We start from the raw sequence: 25,961 nt of genomic DNA, 5'->3' as shown, positions 1-25,961 counted from the left end.
TATGATTTTATATTACTTTATTATGCACCAATAACTTTCTGAGCAGCATCCGCTAGACCTGGAATAGCTAGAGGATTCGCGTACAATACTAAGAAACCAATAGCAATTGAAATAGCAGCAAACGCATCTACGAAAGCAGCCACGATAAACATACGACCTAATAACATACCGCCTAATTCTGGCTGACGTGCTACACCTTCCAAGTACTTGCCGCCCAACACACCAAAACCTATAGCCGTACCTAAAGCAGGTAGTGATATCAGTAAAGCAACTGCTATTGCTGTTAAACCATTTAAGTTACCCAAAACTTGTAAAGACATATCCATTCTTTATTTCTCCTGTTTTATTTATTTTTATTTAGGTTGATTTAAAACTTAGTGAGCTTCCTGAGCCATATTTAGATAAACTACAGTTAGCATCATAAATACAAAAGCTTGTATTAAAACTATAAGTATGTGGAATATTGCCCATATACCACCAAGTGTCCACTGGAACCACCATGGTAATAATGCTATCAGAATAAATATAAGCTCTCCTGCAAAAATATTACCAAACAAACGTAGCGACAATGAAACCGGTTTAACTATCTCATCCACAAGCCTAAAGAATATATTTAAAGGGAATAACCATATCCCAAAAGGAGAGCTTAAAATTTCTTTCAGCAAACCAAAACCTTTAGCCTTGAGATTATAAAAAATCACCAAGAAAAACACTGCAATAGACATCGCAAAAGTAACATTTGGATCTGCTGTAGGCACAACTCTAAAATACACTTCATGACTATTAGTAAAGAAACTAATTATCCAGCCAAAAAGATCTACAGGGAGTAAATCCATCAAATTCATAAGCACAACCCAAACAAAGATTGTCAAAGCTAGCGGTGTAACAAAGTCTCTTTTATGATGGTAATTTTCTGCAACCATACCATCCATCCACTCCCACGCTGCTTCGATCATATTTTGAAACTTGCCAGGAACTCCTGCATTAGCTCGTCTTGCAGCCATAAACATAGCCAAGATAAATACTATACCTAAAACCCCACTGACCAACAGTGAATCTACATTTAGCTGCCAAAAAGAACCCTCACCTAGGCTTATTTGCCAATGATGTAAGTGATGCTGAACGTATTCTGTAGCTACTTGAGAACCCGCCTCTGTATTTGCCATTACTTATTCCACCAATAATTTAAATAAATTAGTAATTTACAACCCTAAAATACACCTATCTTACCCTTTTAAACAAAATAGGCACAAAACACATGACTAATTGTAACAAAAGTAATCCGAAAATGTAAGAAAATAATTTTGGTTTGACATAAACTGCCAGCAGTATTGTAATCAATGCAACAATGCTTAATTTCAGGAGTTCGCTCAAATAAAAAATAACTATCTCAACCCCTGGACTAAACTGTTTTTCGATAAACAATCTAAAAAAAAATACAAAGTTAGCTAAAAATATTGTTAATGCACCAAGTGCAAATGAATTAGCATAAGTATATCCATAGACCATGAGCACAATAACATAACCTACAAAGCCTAAAAGAAATTGCATCAATATAAACTTCTTTTCATCAATTCTAATATTCGCCAACATATCTAATATTAATATAAGTAAATTTGTTGAGCCTATAATATCAAAAATGCTTATATTAAACAAAGAAAAGCTTTGGGCTTGATTTATATATTTCAGAAACTTAAAATTATACTCTTAAGCTATAACAAAATAAACGCCGTATGGAACAAAAAATTCACAACATTCGCGGATATGCATGGATAATTATTATTCTCAGTTCTTTCTTGCTTTTTGATAAGTATATTATGCAAGTATTCCCTAGCCTGATTACCGATGATATGATGTCTAGCTTCCACACTAATGCTACCCAAACAGGAGCTTTAGGCTCGGCATTTTTCTGGTCAATAATTATTTGTCAGCTATTTCTTGCTGGCCCTATTATAGATAAATTTGGTTTTAGACTAATTAGTCCTATATCCATAACTATTTCTGCGATGGGAGTTATTCTATTTGTTGTTGCCTGTAATCTCGGTAGTTTGAGTATGACTTATATAGCTAGAATTATTACAGGCATGGGTGTCTCTTTCGCTACTATTTCTTATCTTAAGGCCGTTTCAGTTTGGTTTGAGCCTCGTAAATTTGCTTTTGCTGCTAGTTTTTTAGCAACTGCTGCTATGATAGGAGCACTTTGTGCACAAGCTCCATTAGCATATTTGATAACTTTATGTGGTGATTGGAAAATGGCTATGCTCTTGTTTGCGGTAGCTAGCTTATTGATTGGTGTACTTTATTATATAGTTGTACGCGACTTCAATCCAAAACAACCGGAAGCTAGCTCACCAAGCAATCAGCTAAAAACTCTAGAAGCACTTAAAGAGGTCGTCAAAAATAAAAATAACTGGCTTTTGACTTTCTATGTTGGTTTAAGTTTTACAGCAGTAGATGCCTTTGCTGGATTCTGGGGTAATGCTTACTTTAGAGAAGCCTATCACCTATCACGTGAAGAAGCTGCCAGTATTATATCAATGATATTTATTGGCATGGCAATAAGCTCACCAATCATAGGAAAACTATCAGAAATCCTTGATAGTCGAAAAGGAGTAATGATTTTCTTTCACATAATAGGTTCTATTGCTTTGAGCTTTGTTTTACTTACTAAAACAAGTGCAACACTCTCAGCAATTCTACTTTTCATTTTTGGATTATGTCTTGGAATATATATGCTCTCATTTGCCATAGGAAATCGTATAAATCCTATAGTCATAACTGCAACAGTAGCGGCATTTATTAATACCGGAGAGCCTATATTAGGAGCGATATTCGATCCTTTAATCGGCTATTTCTTAGATTGGTCGTGGACTGGAAAATACCTAAATAAAGCCGGAGAAATTATTTCACAACACACAAGTCCTAACGATATTAAATATTTTGATTTAAGTTCTTACCATTTTGCATTTACGACCCTTGTAATAAGCATGGTAGCATCACTGATAGTGTTATTAATGATAAAAGACAGTAAAGATTAAAATAAAACTATTCTGTTTTAACGAACTCATCAAACCTTGAATCTAATTTTGCTTCAATAGATATCAGCTTCTGCTGCTTCTCATCATAAAACTCTAATTTACCAGCATGAAGTAATAATTTATCAACTCCTTTAGCAAGTAGTTTTTTATCATCAATCATATAGCCATATTTCTTATCAGCAACAATCGGATGCCCCATTGCTCTTGTATGAACTCTAATCTGATGTGTTCTACCAGTTTCTAACTTGATTTCTAATAAGCTATAATCGCCTATTTTTTGCACTGCCAATATTCTTGTAAGAGCTCTTTTTCCTTCTCGTTTGTCAACTTTAACTATTCGTTGGCCATCTTTAGTTTCTGTACGACTTAATGGTAAGTCAATCGCATCTACCTTTTCATCCCAATGACCGTGAACTAAAGCGTAATAAATCTTATTTACTTTACGCTCTTTAAAAATATCAAAAAAATATACTAATGAGCTATGCTTTTTGGCTAGCAGCACACAGCCTGATGTTTCTTTATCAAGTCTATGCACCAAATCTAAACGCCTTACCTTAGGACGTAGTTGTCTTAAACGCTCCACCAGACCTGAATTAACTCCGGAACCACCATGGACAGCCATACCTGATGGTTTATCAACAACGATATAATCATCGGTCTCGTATAAAATTCGTTGTTCCAAAAAGTCCAAATGAGATTTCGATACTTTTATTATCTCTAAATTTTCTTCTAGACTAAATGGTGGCACTCTAACAATATCTCCCGCACTTACGCGAGTTGTTTGCTTAACCCTTTTTTTATTAACTCGTAGTTCACCTTTACGAATCCAACGGTAAATTAATGATTTTGGTAGTCGTGAAAACTTACTTATCAAGAAGTTATCGATTCTTTGCTCTATAACATCATCAGTAACTTCAATCAATTGAACTTTATTCATTTAAAACACCAAAACTAGAATTCTGCATATCATTAAGTCGGCTTATTGTTCGCTGAAATTCAAATTTCAAGCGCTCACCTTCATACAACTCTGTAAAATCATTATTAGCCAAAATTACAACTTTCTTATTTTGATCATAAAACTCATCAATCAAAGCAATAAACCTTCTTGCCATATCTTCATTACATTGATCAAATCCTGTCAGATTATATATAAAAATTTGTTCATACTTACTACAAATATAAATATAGTCATAAGAACTACGCCCATTACCACAAATGACTCTAAAATCAAAACATATATCTTTATGGCTTACAAGCATAGCAAAAATCTCTCTGCCCAAAACTTCTATATTAATATCTTTATCAAAGTGATGATTTCTAAGGAAAAATTTATCAAAAAAATTTTTACGGTTCTGCTCGTTATATGGATAGATATAATTTAAATACTCATTTGGCAAACGAAATCTATAATCAACCCCAGAATCTAAATTTAAAACATTTACGTTTTTAATCAAAACATCAATAGCTGGTAAAAACAACTCTCTCTGCAAGCCTCTCTTATACAAATTTTCTAGCTCAATATTTGAAGTTGCAACCAGTGTCACACCAAGCTTAAACAATTCCGTAAAAACATTCCCCAAAATCATAGCATCAGCTATATCTTCGACAAAAAACTCATCAAAACAAATAACTCGCATATCTTTTGCCATATCATAGGCCACTCTTGATATAGGATTCTTATAACCTTGGTACTTCCTTAATTCAGAATGAATACCTTTCATGAAGTGTGAAAAATGCTGTCTTCTTTTCTGCTCTATCGGTAGATTATTATAGAAAATATCCATAATAAAAGTCTTCCCTCTACCGACACCTCCCCACATATACAATCCCTTTACAGATGGATATAGTGACCTTTTAAGAAAGCCAAATTTTGTTTTTTTATTTACTAATATCTGATCTATTATTTCTTGCAAACCTCTGATGGCTTCAAGCTGCAAAGAATCAACCTTCAAATCGAGCTCGCGAACCTTTTGGAGATAAATATCATCTAAATTCATTATTCAACTTCTTTATCTTTAACTAAAACTAGTAGAAAAAAAGATACAATCATACTAAATACTAAAATTAAGAAAGCATTATGATAAGCACTTATGTGAAAATATCTATGAGCTCCTTCTGCGGCTACATTCGTAATCTGATTATGAACATCCATATATTGACCAGTCCATGTTAGATCAAGCAAATGCCCTATTAAAGGATCAAATAATGCCCCAAGTAACGGTTCACCAGTATTAATCAGCGCAGCTACAGTAGCAGCTACAACTATTGGATTTATACGATTACCTATCGCAAAAGCAAGCATATATACTCCTAAACAAAACCCAAATATAAACAATAGTGCTCCTGAAACTCCAGGCGTAAGCTTAAATTGTAAAACCAAAGCCAAACAAATTGTAGCAATTATATGAAAAATTATCATAATTTTAACTCTATTATCAAATTTTTCAGACAGCTTACCTATTACTGGAGAGCCTATGGCAAGTCCAAGAAACATCATTGATACAATAAATGAAGCTTCTTTTGCTGGAATACCATACAACTCTCTAAAGTAGTTATTACCCCAAATACCGCCAAAAACATCTATCGTTGTAAAGGTTAGTCCTGTATATAAAGTAAGATACCAATTGTTCTTATTCATGAGTACCTTTTTTATACCTGCAAGAGTACCGGTATTTCCTTTTGAACCATTTGCAAATGATGCCTCAGGATTATAATCCCTCACTAAAGCCAAATATAATAAGGCCATAACGATACTAAAACAAGCATAGCCAATTAATGCTCTATGCCATGACCCTGTAATTTCAATAAGATATACAAGTGGAACTTGTCCAAGCAAAGCCCCCAGCATTGCAGCAGTCATTAAAAAACTACAAACAAAAGCAAATTTACGTGGATCAAACCAAACTGCAGCAGCTTTAATATAACCAACCGTAGCAAATGAAGCACCAACTCCAATCATCAATCGAGAAATACAACCGAGCGCAAAGCTATGAATGTCAGCGGAAAGAACAAATAGTATTAGCCCAATTGCAGAAAGAATTAGTGAAAAAAAACTGACCTTTCTAAATCCCAGCTTATCTATAATTGGCCCAGCTACAAAAAACTGACAAAACACTACTGACCATAAAAATAATGATACCATAGCGCTCATTTCAGTAGCGTTTATCGAAAAACTAGTCATCAACTCATTTGCTATCAGACTAGGAGAAACATTCATTATATATTTATCAATCAGTAAAAATGAGCTCAGACCTACAACTATCCAAGCATAACCTTTTATATTATGTAACTTCATATAGCTATTTTTTCTAGAAAATTTATTAATTTATTCAAAGGAATTTGTTCTTGTTGCTTATCTTGTTGTAAATATTTTACACCAACAGTCTGTCGCAATAATTCATCTTGACCAATTATTACAGCTATTTTAGCATCTGATTTATCTGCCTTTTTAAACTGTGATTTAAAGCTGCCAAATTTCAAATCCATATCTATTTTTAATGCCGGCAATTCTTGACGAACATTTTCAACTAATAGTAACGATCTATGTAGCTGACTATTATCTAATATGAAAAAAACATCACTTTTATTATCTTCAATTGGAAGCTTACCCTCACTCTCAAGCAAAAGTAATAGACGCTCTAAGCCAATAGCAAAACCAATAGCACCCGCTTTTTGCCCACCTAAGCTTTCTATTAAATTATCATAACGACCGCCAGCACATACTGCTGCTTGAGCTCCTAACCGATCTGTGACCCACTCAAAGACTAATCCACTATAATAATCCAAACCTCTAACTAACTTTTGATTAACTCGATAGTTAACCCCTAAGTTATCAAGATACTCACATGTCTGCTCAAATCTCGCCAATGAATCTTCATCAATAAAATCAATAAGTTTAGGTGCATTGGCTAATACCTGCTGAGTTTGCTCATTCTTAGAGTCAAGTATTCTCAGAGGGTTTTTGTCTAATCTTTTGATTGAATCTTCATCAAGCTGAGCATGATATGGTTTTAGATACTCTAACAATGCCTTCGTGTATTCTTGTCTGTTAGAACTCGATCCAAGACTATTTAACTCTAATTTTACACATTCAGAAATACCTAGTTCTCTAAATAAGTTCCAGCTAATAGTAAGAATTTCTAGGTCTATTGCAATATTATCATAACCATAAGCTTCAACACCAAGTTGATAAAATTGTCTATACCTACCTTTTTGAGGTCTCTCATAGCGAAACATAGGACCAGAATACCAAAGCTTTTGTGTTTGTCCTCTATTAGCCAAACTATTTTCGATTACCATACGCACACAGCCAGCCGTTCCTTCAGGTCTGAGCGTTAAACTTTCTCCACTTCTATCTACAAAATCATAAGTTTCTTTAGAAACCATATCCGATGTTTCTCCTACGCTTCTATGAAATAGTTCACTCTTTTCTAAGACGGGTAGCCTTACTTCATCATAATTATACTTATCTAGAATTGATTTTATTTTTGACTCTAAAAACTGCCACTTACAGCTCTCTTGAGGAAGAATATCATTAAAACCACGAATAATAGTAAGTTTGCTCATAAGCTACCTACCTTAATTTTTCAACTTTAGTTTCTTTATCACTATCTTTATAGTTTTCTTGTAACGAATTATCATCTTGCTTGATTATTTTAGAATCAGCTTCTAGAGCCTGCTGGATTTTTCCTTCCATTTCCATCCCATAATCAAGAGACTTATCATAAATAAACTTAAGATTTGGAACTATTCTAAGATTTAATGATTTAGCTATAGATGATCTAAAAAAACCCTTTGATTTTTCAAAGGCTTTAGAGATATATTGAGCTTCTTGAATATCTAAGCATGTGTAATATACTTTTGCATAAGATAGATCTTTAGAAAGCTCAACCTCAGTAATAGTTGCAGTAGCAAGCTTACTATCTTTTATTTTTGTACGTAGCAGCAAAGATATCACCTTTTGAAGCTCACTTGCTACTCGTTGCACTCTACCTTCTGCTGCCATAATTATAGCTCCTTAGCAACTTCAATAACTTCAAACACTTCTATTTGGTCACCTTCACGCACATCATTATAGTTTTTGACACCTATACCACACTCCATACCTTTTTTGACTTCACTTGCATCATCTTTAAATCTCTTTAAGGACTCAAGTGTGCCTTCATATATCACAACGTTATCACGTAATACACGAATAGGATTTGTACGCTTTACAGCTCCTTCAACAACCATACAGCCTGCGATCGAACCGAACTTAGAAGATCTGTAGACTTCCCTAACTTCAGCTATACCGATAATTTGCTCTTTCATATCAGGAGATAATAGACCAGTCATTGCTTTCTTAACATCATCTATCAGATCGTAAATAATATTATAGTAGCGAAGCTCCACACCATCAACTTCCGCAAGTTTCTTAGCTGCACTATCTGCCCTAACATTAAAACCAATAATTACTGCTGTCGAAGCAACCGCTAAGGTTACATCAGAAGAAGTAATAGCTCCGATACCACTTGCAATTATATCAACCTTCACCTCATCAGTGGAAAGCTTAAGTAATGACTCTCTAATTGCTTCAACTGAACCTTGTACATCACCCTTAAGAATGATTTTAAGAGTTTGTTGCTCACCTTCTTTGCCCATGTTGCTAAACATATTAGAAAGTTTAAGAGACTGTTCTTGTGCTATCTTAGCTTCTTTTTGTCTTTGAGATCTTTGAGCAGCTAGCTCTTTAGCTTTTTTCTCATTCTCAATAACAACCATATCATCACCAGCTGCTAGAACACCTGATAAACCTAGTATTTCAACTGGAGTTGCTGGCCCTGCTACTTTAATCTGTTTACCTAGATCATCATGCATTGCTCTGACTCTACCATACTCAGTACCACACAAGATATTATCACCCTGTTTAAGACTACCATTCTGAACTAGTACTGTTGCAACTGGACCACGTCCTTTTTCTAGACGAGATTCAATAACAACACCTTCAGCTAAACCTTCAGCAAATGCTTCTAGCTCTAGAACTTCAGATTGTAATAACACAGCATCTAATAACTCTGCAACGCCTTCACCAGTTTTAGCAGAAACATTAGCAAACATAACATCCCCACCCCAAGATTCTGGAATAACATTACGTTGAGCTAACTCACCGACAACCTTATCAGGATCGGCATCTGGCTTATCAATTTTGTTGACAGCTACAACGATTGGAACACCCGCTGCTTTAGCATGCTGAATAGCTTCCTCAGTCTGAGGCATAACCCCGTCATCTGCTGCAACCACAAGTATTACGATATCTGTACTCTTAGCACCACGAGCACGCATTGATGTAAAAGCTTCATGACCAGGAGTATCTAGAAAAGTAATAGCTCCTTTACTTGTTTTAACAGAGTATGCACCGATATGCTGTGTTATACCACCAGCCTCTCCTGCTACAACCCTTGCTTTACGTATATAGTCTAATAGAGAGGTCTTACCATGATCTACGTGACCCATAATAGTTACAACAGGCGCACGAGATATTTTCTTATGTAAACTTCTATCAACAGTAGTCACAGCTTCTTCAAGAGCATTTTCATTATGTAATGTATATTTATGCCCCATTTCCTCAACAATCAAAACCGCTGTGTCTTGATCTAATGATTGGTTAATTGTAGCCATTACACCCATATTAAATAATACTTTAACAATCTCAGCGCCTTTGACTGCCATTCTATTAGCCAAATCACTAACTGTAATACCTTCACGTATTTCAATTGTTTTAATAGCACTTTCGACAGGCATTGTAAACTCTTGTTTTTTAACCTTAGGTGCTTTTAACTTACCTTTCTTACTACCAAACTCATCAAATGATTCCAAATCACCCGCAAGTTGTGACAATTGTCTTGGATTAGCTTTTTTGAAGCCTTTACCACTAGCCTTTTTAGCTTTGGACTTCTTCTCTTCTTCTCTTTTATATTTAGTATTAGTGTTGTTACCACTTTCAGTGAAGACTTTCTTCGGAGACTTTTTCTTATTATTTTTAGATTCTGTAGATTTATCTTCAGATGACTTTTCTTCATCCTGAGAATTATTCTCTTTAATTTTGACTTCAGGCATAGCAGTTATCTTAAAACCATTACCTTTTACAACTGGTTTAGTAACAGGCTTTTCTTGCTGAGGTTGTACAAGATTAACAGAATCTCTCTCTACACTTTCAACAGCTTTATTATCTTTAACATCAACTGCTGCTTGTGGCCTTTCAACTATAGATTCTTCTACTTTAGCTGGAGATTGTTCTTCTACTTTTTTTGCAACTCGTCTTTTTTTCTTGACCGAAACATTTATCTTATGCTTACCATCAAGCTTAAGAAAAGTTACTTTTTTTCTAGTAACAGTATTTTTAGCACTATTAATCTTATCTAAAAGAGTTTTCATTTCTTCCGGAGTTAAAGTATCTTTTTCGCTACTTTTTTCTATACCAAAAGATTTAAGTTGCTTTAGTAATGTGCTTACTTCTTTATTTGTTTGTTGTGCCAGTTGGCCAACCGTAATCTCTGCCATTTCCCTCTCCTTTGTACTATTTTGATTCGTACTTTCTATTCAAACCAAGGGGCTCTTGCTTGCATTATCAAATCTGTTGCTTGTTTTTCATCAATAGCAACAATGTCAAGCAACTCATCCACAGATAATTCCGCCAGATTTTCCATTGTCACTATATTATTTTGAGCAAGCTTATCCGCTAACTCCTGATTCATACCTTGCATATTAAGTAAATCTTCAGCCGGCTTTTTACCACCTAATGCTTGAGATAAAATCACGGCCTTTGCTCTTTCTTGAAGCTCATCTACAATCTCTTCATCAAAGCCTTCAATTTCCAAAAGCTCATCTCTATCTAAATATGCTAAATCCTCTAACGTTTCAATACCCTCTTCTATTAGCACCAAAGCAAAATCATGATCGATATCTAATGCTTCAACAAATTTCTCAACTATAGACATCTGCTTTTCTTCTTGCTCAGTATCAGATAAAACATTTATCTTCCAACCGATTAAAGCACTAGCTAATCTGACATTAACTCCATTCTTACCAATAGCTTTTGATAAACTTTCTTGTTTAACAACTATATCCATTGAATTAGTTTCTTCATCAACATTTACTTCTAAGATATCTTCAGAATCAACTGGTGATAAAGAGTTGATCGCATATTGAACCATATCTTCATCCCATAGAATAACATCGACTTTCTCACCATTTAGCTCGTTCATAATAGAGTGTATTCTTGATCCTCTAACACCCACACAAGCACCGCATGGATCTATCCGCTGATCATTGCTCTTAACAGTAACTTTTGATCTAAAACCAGGTTCACGAACAACATTTACAACATTTATAAGCTCCTCTTCAACCTCAGGAACTTCTAATTTAAATAAAGCTTTAAGCATCATATTACTAGCGCGACTAAGCATGACTATGCTTGGTTTACCAAACTCATCAACCTCAACACTCTCAACACATGATCTAATCTTATCACCAACGCGAAATCTCTCTCTAGAAATCAAATCTTTCTTTGGTAGGATACCTTCAGCATTATTACCAAGATCAATAACCAAAATCTCGTAATTTGCTCTTTTTACCTCTCCGTAAACAATATCTCCAATCTTACTTTGATAAAATCTAGCCGTCTTTTCTCTTTCGAAATTTTTAATCTTTTTCATTAAGATCTGTTTTGCCATAGTAGCAGCGATACGCCCATACTCTTTGACTTCTACAGATTCACGGATCACATCGCCAGCTTTGACATTGTAGCCCTTTTCTTGCGCGACATCCTCATAGAGTTCTTTAGAATAATCAATCAAATCCTCATCTTCTGACACAATATACCAAACTCTATCTGCTTTAAAGTCACCTGTAACCCTATCGATTTTAACTTCGATATTCATATGCTCGTCAAGCTCTTTTTTAGTTATAATAGCTAACGCCTCTTCCATAGCTTCGAACAAAAGGTCTTTTGAAATATCTTTCTCGTTTGCTACAGTTTCTAATACTAACAATAATTCTTTGCTCATACCTAATCCCTCTATCTAACTAAAATCTGGCGAAACTCTAAATTTCTTAAGCTCATCAAAATCAAAACTGACTTCTCTGCCATCATCAAGCTTTAGAATAACGTTATTGCCTTCAACTCTCTCAAGCACACCTTTAAATTTTGTTTGAGACTCAACTGGAGTTATGGTAACTGCCTTAACATTAAATCCTACCAAAGCTTGCGCCTGAACAATATTAAAAATTTGGCGATTCATCCCTGGAGAAGACACTTCTAGAACATACTTATCTGAGATAGGATCTTCCACATCAAAAATTGCACTCACCTCTTTACTTACAACCTGACAATCATCAACCGAAACACCGTTCTCATGGTCAATAAAAATACGTATAGTAAGCTTGCCAGCACCCACGACCTCTATTCCCCATAAAATATAGCCTAAATCAGCTGTGATGGGTTCTACTATTTCATACAAATCATCTAGTAACATTTTCACCCCTTAGATTTTGCATACCCTCTAGATAGCAAAAAAGCCCTTGAAGGGCCTTTATAAAATAAAAACTTTTGGTAGCGGGGGCAGGATTTGAACCTACGACCTTCGGGTTATGAGCCCAACGAGCTACCAAGCTGCTCCACCCCGCGTCTATGACAATATATAATAACAACATTTTAACAGATGTCAAGCTTTATGACAGTTTGTTTTTTTAAACACTGAATTCTCTTATTGCATCTACCATAATTTTAACATTATCAGGATTAATATCTGGGTAAATGCCATGACCTAAATTAACAATGTAGTTATTTAGCTTATCAGACTGAATAAATTCGATGTTTTTCTTAACCGTGTTTCTAATACTATCAGATGTGCCATACAAAAATGCTGGATCAAAATTACCTTGCAGAACCTTACCCACACCTATTCTATGACGAGCTTGATCTAGAGTTACATTCCAATCCACACCAACACCATCACATGATTTATCTTTCAACTCCTCAAAAAAGTTTGAGCCTCCCTTTGTGAAGAAAACCACAGGAACATTAGATCTCTTCTTCACATTTTTAGCAATATATTCCATATACTTTAATGAGAATTCTTTATACTGTTCTAAAGGTAAAATTCCTCCCCAAGTATCGAAAATCATTAAAGAACTAGCACCAGCTTTGACTTGCTCAAGTAGATAAATCACTGTTATGTCAGCTAACCTTTGAAGAAGTGCGTGCATCAATTGAAGATTTGCATACATCATTTTTCTTAGTTTACTGAATTGTTTTGAGCCAGATCCTTCAACCATATATGCCGCGAGTGTCCATGGACTTCCAGTAAAGCCTATAAGGGGTACATTTATAGCAGCCTTCGTAGTCCTAACCGCATCATAAACATACTCCAAATCGCCAACACTATCTTCTGCTGACTTTAACCTATTTAAATCCTTTTCTGACTCAATAGGATCAGAAAATACAGGGCCAACTCCCTTGATAAATTTTAGATCCATACCCATTGCTTCAGGAATAGTTAAAATATCTGAAAATACAATTGCAGCATCAAGATCATATCTTTCTAGCGGATGCAGTGCCACCTCACAACAAGCATCTGTATTGCGACACATATCCATAAAGTTCTCAAACTTTGATCTTACTGCACGATATTCTGGTAAATATCTACCAGCTTGACGCATTATCCATATCGGTGGTTTTTCTAATTTCTCATGCTTAAAAGCATCCAAAAACAACTCTCTCATACTTAAAATGTACCTTTAAATTTATTGTGAAGGACTATTTAAAAAACTTGTCTATTTTTCTGTAACCTATAGCTTCTTGGATTGCTAGTTTTTCAATTTTCTTGCATCCTCTTAAATCTGCTATTGTTCGAGCTACTTTGAGTATTTTATAGTACCCTCTGGCAGATAGTCCAAGCTTTTCTATAGCTAGTGTTAGTATTTTTTTACTTTCTTCATCAAGGTCACAAACCTCGTCTAACTCTTTACTTGTTAGCATTGAATTTATTTTACCTTGCCTAGTGATCTGGATATCTCTCGCTTTTTTAACTCGCTCCCTAATTATACTACTTTTTTTCACCTCTTAATTCTTGATTTGTTAGATCCTCTTTTGCTAGCTCAAGAACCTCAACTTGTAAATCAATTCTGTCTAAAAGAGGTCCTGAAAGCTTACTTTGATACCTTTTAATTGATTGAATTGAATCTGAGCACTCTTTATACTGCGATCCTAAATACCCACACGGACAAGGATTCATAGCAGCTATCAATTGAAAGTTAGCTGGATACTCTACCTGACACTTTGCTCTAGAAATATTTACAACTCCCGTCTCAAGAGGTTCTCTTAAAACTTCTAGAACCTTACGGTCAAACTCTGGTAACTCATCAAGGAATAACACACCATTATGAGCTAAAGATATTTCACCAGGCATAGGGTTGCTACCATCTCCGACCAAAGAAACACCTGAAGAAATATGGTGAGGATGACGAAATGGTCTTTTATAAAAACTTTCCGCTATCCCTAATTCACCTTCAATTGAAGCAATCATCGCCGATGAAAGGGCTTCTTTCTTGTCTAATGGTGGCAAAATAGAATTAAGCCTACTAGCAAGCATGGTCTTACCAGTACCAGGTGGACCAACTAAAAGAATATTATGACCACCTGCTGCTGCAATTTCCAAAGCGCATCTAGCCTGATATTGTCCCTTTACATCTTCTAAATCATAATACAGTCTCTCAAAGTCAATTTCTTGTAATTGTTCTACCGAAACTTTATCGTCACCAGATAAAAAATCTACGATTTCTTTTAGAGTCTCAAAAGAATAAGCACAAACATCTTCAACTAAAGCAATCTCTTTTTCATTATGAATAGGTATCACAAGTTTTTTGTTATTCACAACACACTTAATAGCCATCGGTATCGCACTAGAAATTTTCCTAAGCTCACCACCTAGAGACAACTCTCCAGCAAACTCGAAATCTTCAACATTTCTAACAATATTTATTTGGCCTGATGCATATAAAATACCTAATGCTATAGGCAAATCAAATCTTCCACTACTCTTAGGTAAATCTGCAGGAGCAAGATTAATTGTGATACGTTTATTTGGAAAATTAAATCCCGAGTTTATGATAGCACTTCTAACACGATCTTTGCTCTCTTTGACAGCTGCCTCTGGTAAGCCTACTATTGATAAGCCAGGCAGACCATTTGACAAATGAACTTCTATCGAGACAAGCGGTGCTTCAATACCCAATTGAGCTCGACTTTTTAGAATTGCTAAAGACATCTCACTCTTTCTCAGCTATTAATTTATCCAACTTAGCTTCGATCTGCTCTAATTTTTGACGTGTTTTCAGAAGAATTTTTTTCTGTATTTCAAACTCTTCTCTACTCACCACATCAAGTTTTTTTAAACTTTTATTAATAATATTATCTTTCGAGTTTTTGATTACATCATTAATTGGACCTAAAATTTCTTTCATCGTATTATAAGATCGTTTTTGACTACTACTAGAAAGTATAAAAATTATATAAGAAATTAGCAAATAAAGATTTGATATACATACTTAATAAGCATAGAAATATACAGTCATTCAAATAGGAAATAGATACGATTTATAATTGTGAACTAATCTACTGCTTTTTAACCCTTTTCATTAATGTGAAAGCTAAACATACAATAGCTATTACACCATACACAGCATATCTAAAAGATTCGAAATAAGCAGCATCATGTGCAGCCTTTATTTCATTCTTAGACAAGAAAAATGAAAAAGGTGAATCGTTAACTAAACTTAGTTCATGACGAACATGTGAAATTGAGAAGTACACAACACATATCGACATTACTAGTATCGTAAGCCTTATGACCTTATGAATTTTGTACTTTTGTACATTTTGTACATTTTGAATATTTTTAGTATTAGATATATAAAAATATATACTCAAAACCACTGTAACAACTAACAGAAACTCTAACATTTTCTCACAGCCCCTTCTTAAATAACGTTAGTAACTTGAGAAAGAACTCCAAGAAGAAGCATTGGCACAATACCTAAGAATAAAAGAACCAAGCCGTTAATGCTTAGCGCTATAAGAGATGTCATTGGAGGCTTAACTGTCTCATTATTCCCTGGCTTATCAAAGTACATAGTTCTAATAACTCTTACATAATAGAAAGATGCAATAACAGCCATAAATAGTACAAAACATGCTAATACATAACTGCCATCATTAATTAATCCCATGATGACAAATAATTTTGCTATGAAACCACCGAATGGAGGAATCCCTGCCATAGAGAACAAAACTATCAGCAGTATAAATGCTAACCAAGAGTTTTTTGTATTGAAACCTTTTAGATCTTTAAGATCTTGAACTTCATAACCGCCAACAGAGATTGTAGTTAATACCCCAAACGCTGCTAGAGTAGTAAAAACATAAACTATTACATAGAAGCTAGCTGCTGTTAAGGCATAACCTTGCAGATTAAGTGTAGTAGCTAATAAAACAAAACCTATTTGCGATACTGTAGAATAACCCAAAAGTCTCTTAACGTTTGTTTGCGATAAAGCCACTAAACTACCGAAGAATATCGACAATATACCTATAACTCTAAATAAGTATATCCAAGAATCTTTAAGCGATGGAAAGCCTACGAATAGAATATTAACAAGCATAGCGAATGCTGCTACTTTTGGAATAGTGGCAACAATGTTCGCAACGGCATTTGGCGCCCCCTGATAAACATCTGGCAACCACATATGAAATGGGAAAGCTCCTAGTTTGAATAAGAAAGTTGCTATCATCATAACTAAACATACAAGTAAGAACTGCTGCTCTAAACCTGTGAAATTTCCTTGTGAAAGTGCAGTTGCAATATCAGTGATATCAAGTTGACCTGTCATACCATATACAAATGACATACCAAATAACAACAAAGCTGAAGCAATAGCTCCTAATACGAAATATTTAATAGCAGCTTCAAGGCCTATACTAGAATCTCTATAGATTGCTATTAGTGCATACATTGGTAATGACAATAACTCTAAACCGATATAGATTGTAACTAAACTATGTGCAGCTGTAAGAACCATCGCACCTAACACACACAACATCAAAAGTGTATAAAAATCACCGTCTGATATTTTTCTATCTTTCACATACTCTCTTGAATATAGTGCCACGAATACTGCCAATACAAGTATCACTAACTGTAGCGTATAAGCAAAACCACTAAATACAACTTGTCCTTCAAAAACAAAGCTACTATTTTGGATTAAGTATTCTTTGGCAAAAGTAGCAACAAGAGCAAGTAGTGTAAATACTTGAAAGAATATGTAGTTAATATTCCTAATTTTACCGTGTAAAAAAAGTCCAGAAAACATTACAACTATCACACCTAGTGCTAATAGTATTTCTGGTAATATATAAAGAATTGATAAACTCATAATCAAAACACCACCCTATAGAGATAAACCAACAATATTAGCCGAAGCAGCTTCTGAAAGATGCAGTATCGGCTCTGGATAAAAACCAAACAATAAAGTTGGTACCGCTAACAATATAAATACAAACAGCTCCATCTTATTCAAATCAGTCAGGTTCGCTACTTGTGTAGATACCACTTCTCCAAAAAACACTCTCTTATACATCCATAGAGTATAAATTGGTGCTATAACCAAAGTTAAACCCGCAATTAATGCTATTAATGGAGAGTACTGGAATACAGCCAATAAAATCATAAACTCACCGACAAAGCCACTAGTGCCTGGTAAACCTACATTAGCCATACAGAAAAGTAAGAAAAACATTGCAAATATTGGCATAGTCTTAGCTACACCTGAGAAGTCTGATATTTCTCTTGTATGCATTCTTAAGTATAGATAACCAATACCAATAAACATACCACCAGAAGAAAATGCGTGAGCAATCATCTGAAATACAGCACCCTGTAGTGCTAATTGCGCATTAGTTGTACCAAGCACATGATCAGCACTCTTAAGTATGAATATAGAGAACAAACCTAATGTAACAAGACCCATATGCGAAATTGATGAATATGCTATCAGTCTTTTGACATCAGTCTGAGCAACTGCAACCACACCAACATAGACAATAGCTATCAAAGACATAATTATCAGTACGTACTCTAATGATGCTGTAACTTCAGGTAGCATCGGTATTGCAAATCTTAAGAAACCATAAGCACCTAGTTTAAGCATAAGTGCTGCAAGTATAACAGAACCTCCAGCTGGAGCCTCTGAGTGAGCATCTGGCAACCATGAATGGAATGGCCACATCGGAATTTTAACTGCAAAAGCTAAGAAGAAAGCACCAAATATTAACCATTGAGCAGTAAGTGTAAACTTAACAGAATCTGCTAATCCATTTGACTGAGCAGCCCATGCGATAAAGTTTTGGATTGAATATGTATCGGCACTTACTAGTACATCAGCTGGAGATGCTGCCACTCTTGTTTGAATATATAAAATCGCAGCTAGTAAGAACACCGAACCAAAGAAAGTATACATAAAATATTTAACAGCAGCATACGCTTTGTTCTTACCACCCCAAATACCAATACCCAAACAAGTTGGAATTAATAATGCTTCCCAAAAAACATAGTAGAGTATAGAGTCTGTTGCACAGAAAACACCATTTGTCAGACCGCAAGTAATCAAAAATATCGCCATGTACTGTCTAACTTTTGTTTTGATAGAAGTCCAAGCTGCTAGAACAATAACTAAAGTAGCAAAACTTGTTAAAACAATAAATAAAACTGAAAACCCATCAACACCTAGACCATAATAAATATCATGCATGCCAAATACTTTGAACCATTTTGCTGATTCTTGGAACTGCAGTGCAGAACTACTATAATCAAAAGATGCTACCAAAGGTATGCATAAAGCTAAAGTTAAAGAGCTAAATACCAAAGCTACCCAACGTGCAGCATCACCATGCAACTCTTTTGTTCTTGTCGCTAATACAACAAAGCCACCAACTATTGGAAGCCAAATTATTAAACTTAATAAGTAATTACCTAAATTCATAATACTAGTTTACCCTCTACCTATACTGATATTAGCAAAATCATAAATAACAACACACCGACCATCATTACAAAAGCATAGTCAAACAGATATCCACGTTGAATTTTTCTAAAACTATCACCAGTATGATAGATCAGACTAGATGTGCCATGTACAATCGTTTTATCTATGATAAAGATATCTACTGCTTTCCATAGGAAAGTACTAATAGCCAAGAAGATATTAACAAATACAACATCATAAAGAGTATCAATAAAGTATTTCTTAACTAAAATATGATAAACAATACCAAACCCAGACTTAGCATTTGCAAGCACTCTTGGTATAACTGGCAACCATATATACAAAATATAAGCCAAAACTAAAGCACTGAAAGCTAACCAGAATGGTACTGTTGATATTGAATGTTTTATAAATGCTATAGAGCTAACTGTAGCAGGTTCACTAGCAAGATGAGCTGTAACAGATTCTCCACCTAGTCCTGCCTGAATATATGAAGTTATAGTATCACCAAATAAACCATGATTTTGCGATAAAATACTTGTGAAGAAATACTCTCCAACAAATACTGAAGGTATAGCCAATAATACCAATGGAATTAGTACACTAAACGGCGACTCTTTGATATGAGACTTCTCTTCTTCTGACATTCTCTCTTTACCATGGAATACCAAGAAAAACATTCTAAAAATATAGAAAGATGTCACAAATGCACATGCTAATACCATGTAGTATGCAAACTGGTGACCATATACAGTCGTAGACTGCGCCGCTTCAATAATCAAATCCTTTGAAAAGAAACCTGAGAATGGAGGTAATGCTGCAAGTGCCCAAGCACCTATAAGCATACATAAATATGTAACAGGCATATACTTTCTTAAGCCACCCATTCTACGAATATCTTGCTCGTGATGCATCGCAACTATTACAGAACCAGCCACTAAGAATAACAATGCTTTAAACATAGCGTGCGTCATCAGATGGAACATCCCAATAGAAAATGCTCCAGCACCTTGAGCTACCATCATATACCCAAGCTGAGAAAGTGTACAATATGCAATTACTCTTTTTATATCTGTCTGTACTATCGCAATCAAGCCCATAAACAAACATGTAATCGCACCAATAATAAGTACAAAACTTAGTGCTGCAGGTGATAGTATAAACATTGGAGAAAGTCTAGCAACCATAAATACACCCGCTGTAACCATTGTTGCAGCATGGATTAGTGCCGAAATAGGTGTCGGACCTTCCATCGATCCTTCTAGCCATGAGTGTAAAGGAAACTGTGCAGATTTACCCATCGCACCAATAAATAATAGCGAACACATCAGTGTAACAGGGCTGAAGCTCAAACCTAAGAAGTGAATAGTTTGAGTGTTATCAATATTTGATAAAGCTGCAAATACCGTTGTATAATCAACAGATCCAGTGTATAAAATAACCGCTCCAATACCTAACAAAAAGCCTAAGTCTCCAATTCTATTTACAATGAATGCTCTCAAGCTAGCAACGTTAGCCTTATCTCTATTAAAATAAAAGCCAATTAATAAGTATGAAAATAAACCAACACCTTCCCATCCAAAAAATAGTAATAAGAAGTTATTACCCATAACTAGGCATAGCATTGCAAAGGTAAATCCTGAAATATATGCAAAAAATCTTGCATAGCCTTCTTCACCTTTCATGTAACCAATAGAGTAAACATGTACTAATGTTGATACAAAAGTTACTATCAACATCATGTATACAGTTATTTTATTAACAGTAAAACTAACATCAAATGTAAACTTATCTGAAATCGGAGCCCACTGGTAATAACTTACAGAATAAACTTCTGATCCAGCAAAAACACCATAGGCCAAAATTACACTAAGGACAAAAGAAAGACCACACAAAGAAATTGTAAAAAAGTTAACACCTGCATTCTTTACAGACTTGCCGCCAAATCCAGCAATCAGAGCACCAAGCAATGGTGATAACACTATGACCGCTATTAGTATAGCTGCTACTTGAGTATTTATTATCATAGCTTGCTCTTAACCTCTTAGTGTATTGAGTTTACTTAAATCAATAGTTTTACGTTTTCTAAATATTGCAACAACAATAGCTAAACCAATTGCTGTTTCTGCTGCTGCCACAGCCATTATAAAGAAAACAAAAACGCCGCCCATCGCTTGATGGTGCATATTAGCAAATATCAGAAAATTAGTGTTAACTGCTAGAAGCATCAATTCTATCGACATTAAAAGTATAAGAATATTTCTTCTGTTTATAATTATGCCTGCAACACTTATTACAAATATCAATGTACTAAAAATTAAACCATTCGTAACTGAAACTGAAATACTATTCATCTCTAGCGCCCTCTCTATTACTTGGTATCTTAACCATAGTTAGACGATCTTTTGCTCTAACTTTGACCTGTTGTGCAGGATTTACAGACTTGTTACCTTTACGTTTAGATCTTAATGTTAGTGTAATTGCTGCTGTCATTGCTGCTAACAAAATGAAATCAACTAATTCAAACACATATAGATTACTATTATCAAACATTGTTAGACCTATAATTTTAAGTCCACCAACACCACCCTGCATAGAGTCTCCTGCGAATACTTTAGTAGCAGCATAGCTAATCAAAGTAGCAAATATTGCACAAACTATAATAGCTGCAAAAGCATAGAAGAATCTTCCGACTCTACCTTGTTTCTCAACATGTAGATCCAGCATAAATACTACGAACAAGAACATTACTAAAACTGCACCAACATATACAACTATAAGCAACAATGCCAAGTATACTTGTTGAAAAATTATCCACACGGCTGCTGTAAATACAAATGTAAAAATCATTGCTATTACAGAGTTTACTGGATTATTCGCCAAAACTAGCACTAAAGCAGAAATAATAGCCAGTGATGCAAATATGTAAAATAAAATATCTGTTACTACCATTTCTCTACCTAAAATCCTTATCTTGTAATCTATCCGCTGCTATCTGTGCCTCATATTTATCACCAATAGCTAAAAGCTTAGCTTTTGTCATAATATTTTCACCACGCTCTTCAAAATGATACTCAAGAATATTAGTCTCAACAATAGAGTCTACTGGACAAGACTCTTCACAATAACCACAAAAAATACACTTAAATAAATCTATTTCATAACTAGATGTTCTACGTGATCCATCTTCTCTTTCAGTAGAGTTAATTGTGATTGCTAATGCTGGACATACAACTTCACATAGCTTACAAGCAATACATCTTTCCTCACCATTCTCATAACGTCTTAAGGCATGCAACCCTCTAAATCTATTAGATATAGGAGTTTTCTCATCAGGATATTGCACAGTAACCTTACGTGTGAAAAAGTGCTTACCTGTGACCTTCATCCCTTTTAGAAGTTCCCAAAGTAGACAGGTTTTAAAAAAACTTGTTATATTTCTCATAATATTATCCTTTTACCACCAAGGTCCTACACCAAACCTAACCATACAAGCCACTACTACAACCCAAACAAATGTTAAAGGTATAAATATTTTCCAACCTAGACGCATGATTTGATCATATCTATATCTAGGGAATGTCGCACGCACCCACAAGAACATAAACATAAATATACCAGTTTTAGCAAACAACCATACAACCCCAGGCACAAAGCTAAATACAGCTTCTAAGGGAGTCGCCTTAAACGGTGAGCACCAACCACCTAAGAACATAATTGAAGTTAAAATACTAATTAAAATCATATTTGCATACTCTGCTAAAAAGAATAGTGCAAATCTAGATCCTGTATACTCAATATGGTGGCCAGCAATAATTTCTGACTCACCTTCAACCACATCAAAAGGCGCTCTATTGGTCTCAGCAATACCTGCGATGAAGTATACTACGAATAATGGGAACAAAGGTATAAAGTACCAATGCCACAAACCTCCAGTTTGAGATTCAATAATCCCAGTTATTCCCATAGATCCTGCTGCAATTACAACACCAACGATTGCAAATCCCATAGCTAACTCATAAGATACAACCTGCGCACCTGCTCTAAGAGCACCAAACAAAGAATATTTACTATTAGATGCCCATCCTGCTATTACAATCCCATATACTGAGAAAGATGTCATTGCTAATATATATAAAAGCCCCAAATTCATATCTGACAATACTACACCTTTTGAAAAAGGAATAACTGCCCAAGCAGCATAAGCAGGAGCAAATGCTAATATCGGAGCTATGAAAAACAAATACCTATTTGAATTTGTTGGGACAATAATCTCTTTAAGAAAAAGTTTTAAAGCATCAAATATCGGCTGTAACAATCCAAACGATCCTACTCTATTTGGACCTATTCTATCTTGCATATAACCAATAACTTTACGCTCAGCATATGTATAATAAGCAACTACAAGTATAAGAGGAATAACTATTAACAACACATAAAGCACTGTCCATAATATATATGCTAGCATATTATTTAACCTCCTTCACAAGCTTAATACTTACATTATCACCTGATAAAAACACCTTGTACAATGATCTTGGTATCATAATATTTTTAGCCTGTAAACTAGGATCAACAATTACTTCTGGCGTTATCTCATTATCAATGTCATAGATTTTAACAACACCAACTCCAGCTTTTAGACCAATTTCATCAGCCAGTTCTCGTGAAATTCTAACTCCAGAGAAACGCTTAGCATCACGAGTTTTCTGTAAAGGTTCTGCTCTTCTAAGTAAACTATTTGTACTATACATAGAATTTGATGCAACAAATGCAATATCTTTTTGATAATATAGATTTGCATTAAGAATCTGCACTACATGATTAATACCAACTCTAGCCCTATGAGCATAAGTATCATTAGTAACTTCTGATATTGAATTATACTCAAAACCTTCTAATCCCAACAGATTCCCAACAACTCTTAATACACGCCATAGCTCTTTATTATCAGCATATGGTTTTACTACTTGCTTAAACTCTTTAGTATTGCCAAATAAATCAACGAAACTTCCGCTTGTTTCATAGTGAGTAGCTACAGGCAAAATAATATCTGAGACATCTTTTGTAAACTTATCTGCAAATGCAGTAAAGCTAACAACGATATCAATATTATCAAGAGCCTCTCTTAGCTTCTGCTCACCGTATAAACAATCTTTAGATAACTCAGTATGAGCAGTAAATAAAAGCTTAGTAGCTGTTTGACGATTCAAACATTTATATGTACTAAATTTAGATTTAGAAGAGCTAAATACTCTCTCAGCTGCCACCGAGTTAACATCACTAGCCAGCACACCACCTTTTACACCAATAACTTTTTCTAATATTTCCAAAATACTAAATACTGTTTCAAAGCCACTACTGTTAACAATATCTTGGCCAACAATGATTTTTGGATTCTCTGATGCAACAATTCTATCTACAGTTTCTCTAACTTCTGCTGCTGGATCAACTTTTCTCAAAATTTCATCCAAGTCACCATATGGCAAATTTGCTCTTACAAAAATCGCTTTTAATAAAGATAATGCAATATATTGAATATTATCAGCAGCTAGTTTGACTTGTTTAACATCATAGTTAAAATCATAATCACAGATATTCCAAGCCACTACTTTAGCATTATTTTTTTCTACAGCATCTTTAACCGCAATATTAACTAATGGATACTCTTTTCTAATATTTGATCCAAAAACCAAAATAAAATCACTTTCACGAATATCATCTAATGAACAATTAAAGCCTTTACCAGCACTTATCCCCGGTATATCAGCATACTGTCTTACTCTACCATCAATATTAGTTGATCCAACACTAGCTAAGAGCTTTTTCATTAAATACATCTCTTCAGATGTTGCTGACTCTGATACAATAGCTGATATAGCATCAGCACCGTCTTTTTCTTTGGTTTTCTCAATTGCTACCTTAACAAAATCAAGCGCCTCTTCCCAAGATACTTCGACCCAACCACCAGACTTTTTAATCATCGGCTTTTCAATTCTTTCTGGGCTATATAGTCCAGAGTATTCAAACCTATCTCTATCAGCTATCCACGTACCAGTTATTTCATTCTCTCTAGGAACAGTTCTGACAATTTTATTTTGATAGACATGTGCATTAATATCTGTAGCCAAAGCATCGCCTGACGATACCGTAGGGAACTGTTTTAGTTCCCATGCTCTTGCTTTGAATCTAAAAGGCTTAGATGTCAAAGCACCGACAGGACAAAGATCAATGATATTGCCTGAAATTTCTGAGTCGACCATATCTCCTGAAATATATGTGCTGATAGCAGAATGATCTCCTCTACCCATAACACCTAATTCTTTGACGCCAGCTACTTCCTCACCAAAACGAACACAGCGTGTACATAAAATACATCTAGTCATATCGGTAGCAACCAAAGATCCTAGCTCAGGATCTTCAACAGCTTTTTTTGTCTCAAGGTACTCAGAAGTCGTATTACCATATCCCATAGCAATATCTTGAAGCTCACACTCTCCACCCTGATCACAGATCGGACAATCTAATGGATGATTTATCAATAAAAACTCCATTACGTCTTTTTGCATCTGTAAAGCCTTCTCAGAACGAGTTTTGACCTTCATGCCATCCATAATTGGAGTAGCACATGCAGGGGAAGCACGTCTTGCACCTTCCACATCAACTAAGCACATCCTACAATTAGCAGCTACAGATAGCTTTTTGTGATAGCAAAATCTAGGAATATAAATACCATTGGCATCTGCTACTTCTATTATTGACTGATTTGGCAAAGCCTCATAGCTTTTACCATCAATCTCTACATTTATTTTTTTGGATTCTTTATTGTCTGACACTGAACTACCT

Annotated in this window: 23 protein-coding genes, 1 tRNA gene and 1 pseudogene; 1 reads left to right on the top strand and 24 read right to left on the bottom strand. The window is 34.9% G+C overall.

The genetic code is table 11. The features are described 5' to 3' along the window. Positions 1-20: 20 nt before the first annotated feature. Genes F8C69_RS00225 through F8C69_RS00215 form a run of 3 tightly spaced genes read right to left on the bottom strand, consistent with a single transcriptional unit; the run spans position 21 to position 1,593 of the window. The gene (locus F8C69_RS00225; protein WP_004286979.1) at positions 21-326 is read right to left on the bottom strand and encodes a F0F1 ATP synthase subunit B; all 306 of its coding nucleotides are present in this window, start codon (positions 324-326) and stop codon (positions 21-23) included. Positions 327-374: 48 nt separating this feature from the next. Then, a complete protein-coding gene (gene atpB, locus F8C69_RS00220; protein ID WP_159183730.1) occupies positions 375-1,166 on the bottom strand; it encodes a F0F1 ATP synthase subunit A in 792 nt (263 codons plus the stop codon). Positions 1,167-1,221: 55 nt separating this feature from the next. Further along, a complete protein-coding gene (locus F8C69_RS00215) occupies positions 1,222-1,593 on the bottom strand; it encodes an ATP synthase subunit I (RefSeq protein WP_159183729.1) in 372 nt (123 codons plus the stop codon). Between the two features lie 140 nt (positions 1,594-1,733). Here F8C69_RS00215 and F8C69_RS00210 point away from each other — a divergent pair, with 140 nt between their 5' ends. Beyond that, the gene (locus tag F8C69_RS00210; protein WP_159183728.1) at positions 1,734-3,038 is read left to right on the top strand and encodes an MFS transporter; all 1,305 of its coding nucleotides are present in this window, start codon (positions 1,734-1,736) and stop codon (positions 3,036-3,038) included. A 7-nt stretch (positions 3,039-3,045) separates the two neighbouring features. On the opposite strand, the gene F8C69_RS00205 is transcribed toward F8C69_RS00210, so the two are convergent. The 21 genes and pseudogenes from F8C69_RS00205 to nuoG all read right to left on the bottom strand — a co-directional run bounded on the left by F8C69_RS00205 (position 3,046) and on the right by nuoG (position 25,951). After that, positions 3,046-3,975 (bottom strand): RluA family pseudouridine synthase, encoded by a 930-nt coding sequence (locus F8C69_RS00205; protein WP_159183727.1) that lies wholly within the window; start codon positions 3,973-3,975, stop codon positions 3,046-3,048. After that, positions 3,968-5,035: a cell division protein ZapE gene (gene zapE, locus F8C69_RS00200; RefSeq protein WP_159183726.1), complete on the bottom strand. Its 1,068-nt coding sequence runs from the start codon at positions 5,033-5,035 to the stop codon at positions 3,968-3,970. The genes F8C69_RS00205 and zapE overlap by 8 nt, the downstream gene beginning before the upstream one ends. Next, positions 5,035-6,333, bottom strand: a complete 1,299-nt coding sequence (locus F8C69_RS00195) for an MFS transporter (protein WP_159183725.1) — start codon at positions 6,331-6,333, stop codon at positions 5,035-5,037. Before F8C69_RS00195 ends, zapE begins: the two co-directional genes overlap by 1 nt. After that, entirely contained in the window at positions 6,330-7,604 is a 1,275-nt protein-coding gene (gene hisS, locus F8C69_RS00190; protein ID WP_159183724.1) for a histidine--tRNA ligase, read from the bottom strand. Before hisS ends, F8C69_RS00195 begins: the two co-directional genes overlap by 4 nt. A gap of 7 nt (positions 7,605-7,611) precedes the next feature. Then, complete coding sequence (gene rbfA, locus F8C69_RS00185; protein ID WP_004286971.1) at positions 7,612-8,043, bottom strand: 30S ribosome-binding factor RbfA; 432 nt, start codon at positions 8,041-8,043, stop codon at positions 7,612-7,614. Between the two features lie 2 nt (positions 8,044-8,045). Continuing rightward, positions 8,046-10,577, bottom strand: coding sequence for a translation initiation factor IF-2 (gene infB, locus F8C69_RS00180; RefSeq protein WP_159183723.1), 2,532 nt, complete (start codon positions 10,575-10,577; stop codon positions 8,046-8,048). 35 nt (positions 10,578-10,612) lie between these two features. Continuing rightward, positions 10,613-12,082: a transcription termination factor NusA gene (gene nusA, locus F8C69_RS00175; RefSeq protein ID WP_159183722.1), complete on the bottom strand. Its 1,470-nt coding sequence runs from the start codon at positions 12,080-12,082 to the stop codon at positions 10,613-10,615. 15 nt (positions 12,083-12,097) lie between these two features. Then, positions 12,098-12,550 (bottom strand): ribosome maturation factor RimP, encoded by a 453-nt coding sequence (rimP, locus tag F8C69_RS00170; RefSeq protein ID WP_159183721.1) that lies wholly within the window; start codon positions 12,548-12,550, stop codon positions 12,098-12,100. A 75-nt stretch (positions 12,551-12,625) separates the two neighbouring features. Then, a tRNA-Met gene (locus F8C69_RS00165) sits at positions 12,626-12,702 on the bottom strand. Between the two features lie 62 nt (positions 12,703-12,764). Next, on the bottom strand, positions 12,765-13,799 hold the full coding sequence (gene hemE / locus F8C69_RS00160) for a uroporphyrinogen decarboxylase (protein ID WP_159183720.1): 1,035 nt from the start codon (positions 13,797-13,799) through the stop codon (positions 12,765-12,767). Positions 13,800-13,833: 34 nt separating this feature from the next. Further along, a pseudogene (locus F8C69_RS00155) lies at positions 13,834-15,343 on the bottom strand (YifB family Mg chelatase-like AAA ATPase). A gap of 1 nt (position 15,344) precedes the next feature. Further along, complete coding sequence (locus F8C69_RS00150; protein ID WP_012280351.1) at positions 15,345-15,539, bottom strand: accessory factor UbiK family protein; 195 nt, start codon at positions 15,537-15,539, stop codon at positions 15,345-15,347. A 151-nt stretch (positions 15,540-15,690) separates the two neighbouring features. After that, positions 15,691-16,038 (bottom strand): hypothetical protein, encoded by a 348-nt coding sequence (locus tag F8C69_RS00145; RefSeq protein WP_159183719.1) that lies wholly within the window; start codon positions 16,036-16,038, stop codon positions 15,691-15,693. A 17-nt stretch (positions 16,039-16,055) separates the two neighbouring features. Then, positions 16,056-17,507, bottom strand: a complete 1,452-nt coding sequence (locus F8C69_RS00140; RefSeq protein WP_159183718.1) for an NADH-quinone oxidoreductase subunit N — start codon at positions 17,505-17,507, stop codon at positions 16,056-16,058. A gap of 15 nt (positions 17,508-17,522) precedes the next feature. Then, entirely contained in the window at positions 17,523-19,112 is a 1,590-nt protein-coding gene (locus F8C69_RS00135) for a complex I subunit 4 family protein (protein WP_159183717.1), read from the bottom strand. A 20-nt stretch (positions 19,113-19,132) separates the two neighbouring features. Then, a complete protein-coding gene (nuoL, locus tag F8C69_RS00130) occupies positions 19,133-21,142 on the bottom strand; it encodes an NADH-quinone oxidoreductase subunit L (RefSeq protein ID WP_159183716.1) in 2,010 nt (669 codons plus the stop codon). A 9-nt stretch (positions 21,143-21,151) separates the two neighbouring features. Further along, positions 21,152-21,469, bottom strand: a complete 318-nt coding sequence (gene nuoK, locus F8C69_RS00125; protein ID WP_159183715.1) for an NADH-quinone oxidoreductase subunit NuoK — start codon at positions 21,467-21,469, stop codon at positions 21,152-21,154. Beyond that, positions 21,462-22,067 (bottom strand): NADH-quinone oxidoreductase subunit J, encoded by a 606-nt coding sequence (locus tag F8C69_RS00120; protein ID WP_035737067.1) that lies wholly within the window; start codon positions 22,065-22,067, stop codon positions 21,462-21,464. Before F8C69_RS00120 ends, nuoK begins: the two co-directional genes overlap by 8 nt. A 4-nt stretch (positions 22,068-22,071) precedes the next feature. Beyond that, positions 22,072-22,560 carry an NADH-quinone oxidoreductase subunit NuoI gene (gene nuoI / locus F8C69_RS00115; protein ID WP_159183714.1) on the bottom strand — a complete coding sequence of 163 codons (489 nt, stop codon included), beginning with the start codon at positions 22,558-22,560 and terminating at the stop codon, positions 22,072-22,074. Positions 22,561-22,572: 12 nt separating this feature from the next. Beyond that, the gene (nuoH, locus tag F8C69_RS00110; protein WP_159183713.1) at positions 22,573-23,583 is read right to left on the bottom strand and encodes an NADH-quinone oxidoreductase subunit NuoH; all 1,011 of its coding nucleotides are present in this window, start codon (positions 23,581-23,583) and stop codon (positions 22,573-22,575) included. Position 23,584: 1 nt separating this feature from the next. Beyond that, complete coding sequence (nuoG, locus tag F8C69_RS00105; protein ID WP_159183712.1) at positions 23,585-25,951, bottom strand: NADH-quinone oxidoreductase subunit NuoG; 2,367 nt, start codon at positions 25,949-25,951, stop codon at positions 23,585-23,587. Positions 25,952-25,961 lie beyond the last annotated feature (10 nt).

It is taken from the genome of Francisella noatunensis subsp. noatunensis (genome assembly GCF_009823375.1).
In the GTDB taxonomy this organism is placed as follows: domain Bacteria; phylum Pseudomonadota; class Gammaproteobacteria; order Francisellales; family Francisellaceae; genus Francisella; species Francisella noatunensis.
Note: the sequence above shows the minus strand (reverse complement) of the source record. Positions and strands in the feature narration are given on the sequence as shown.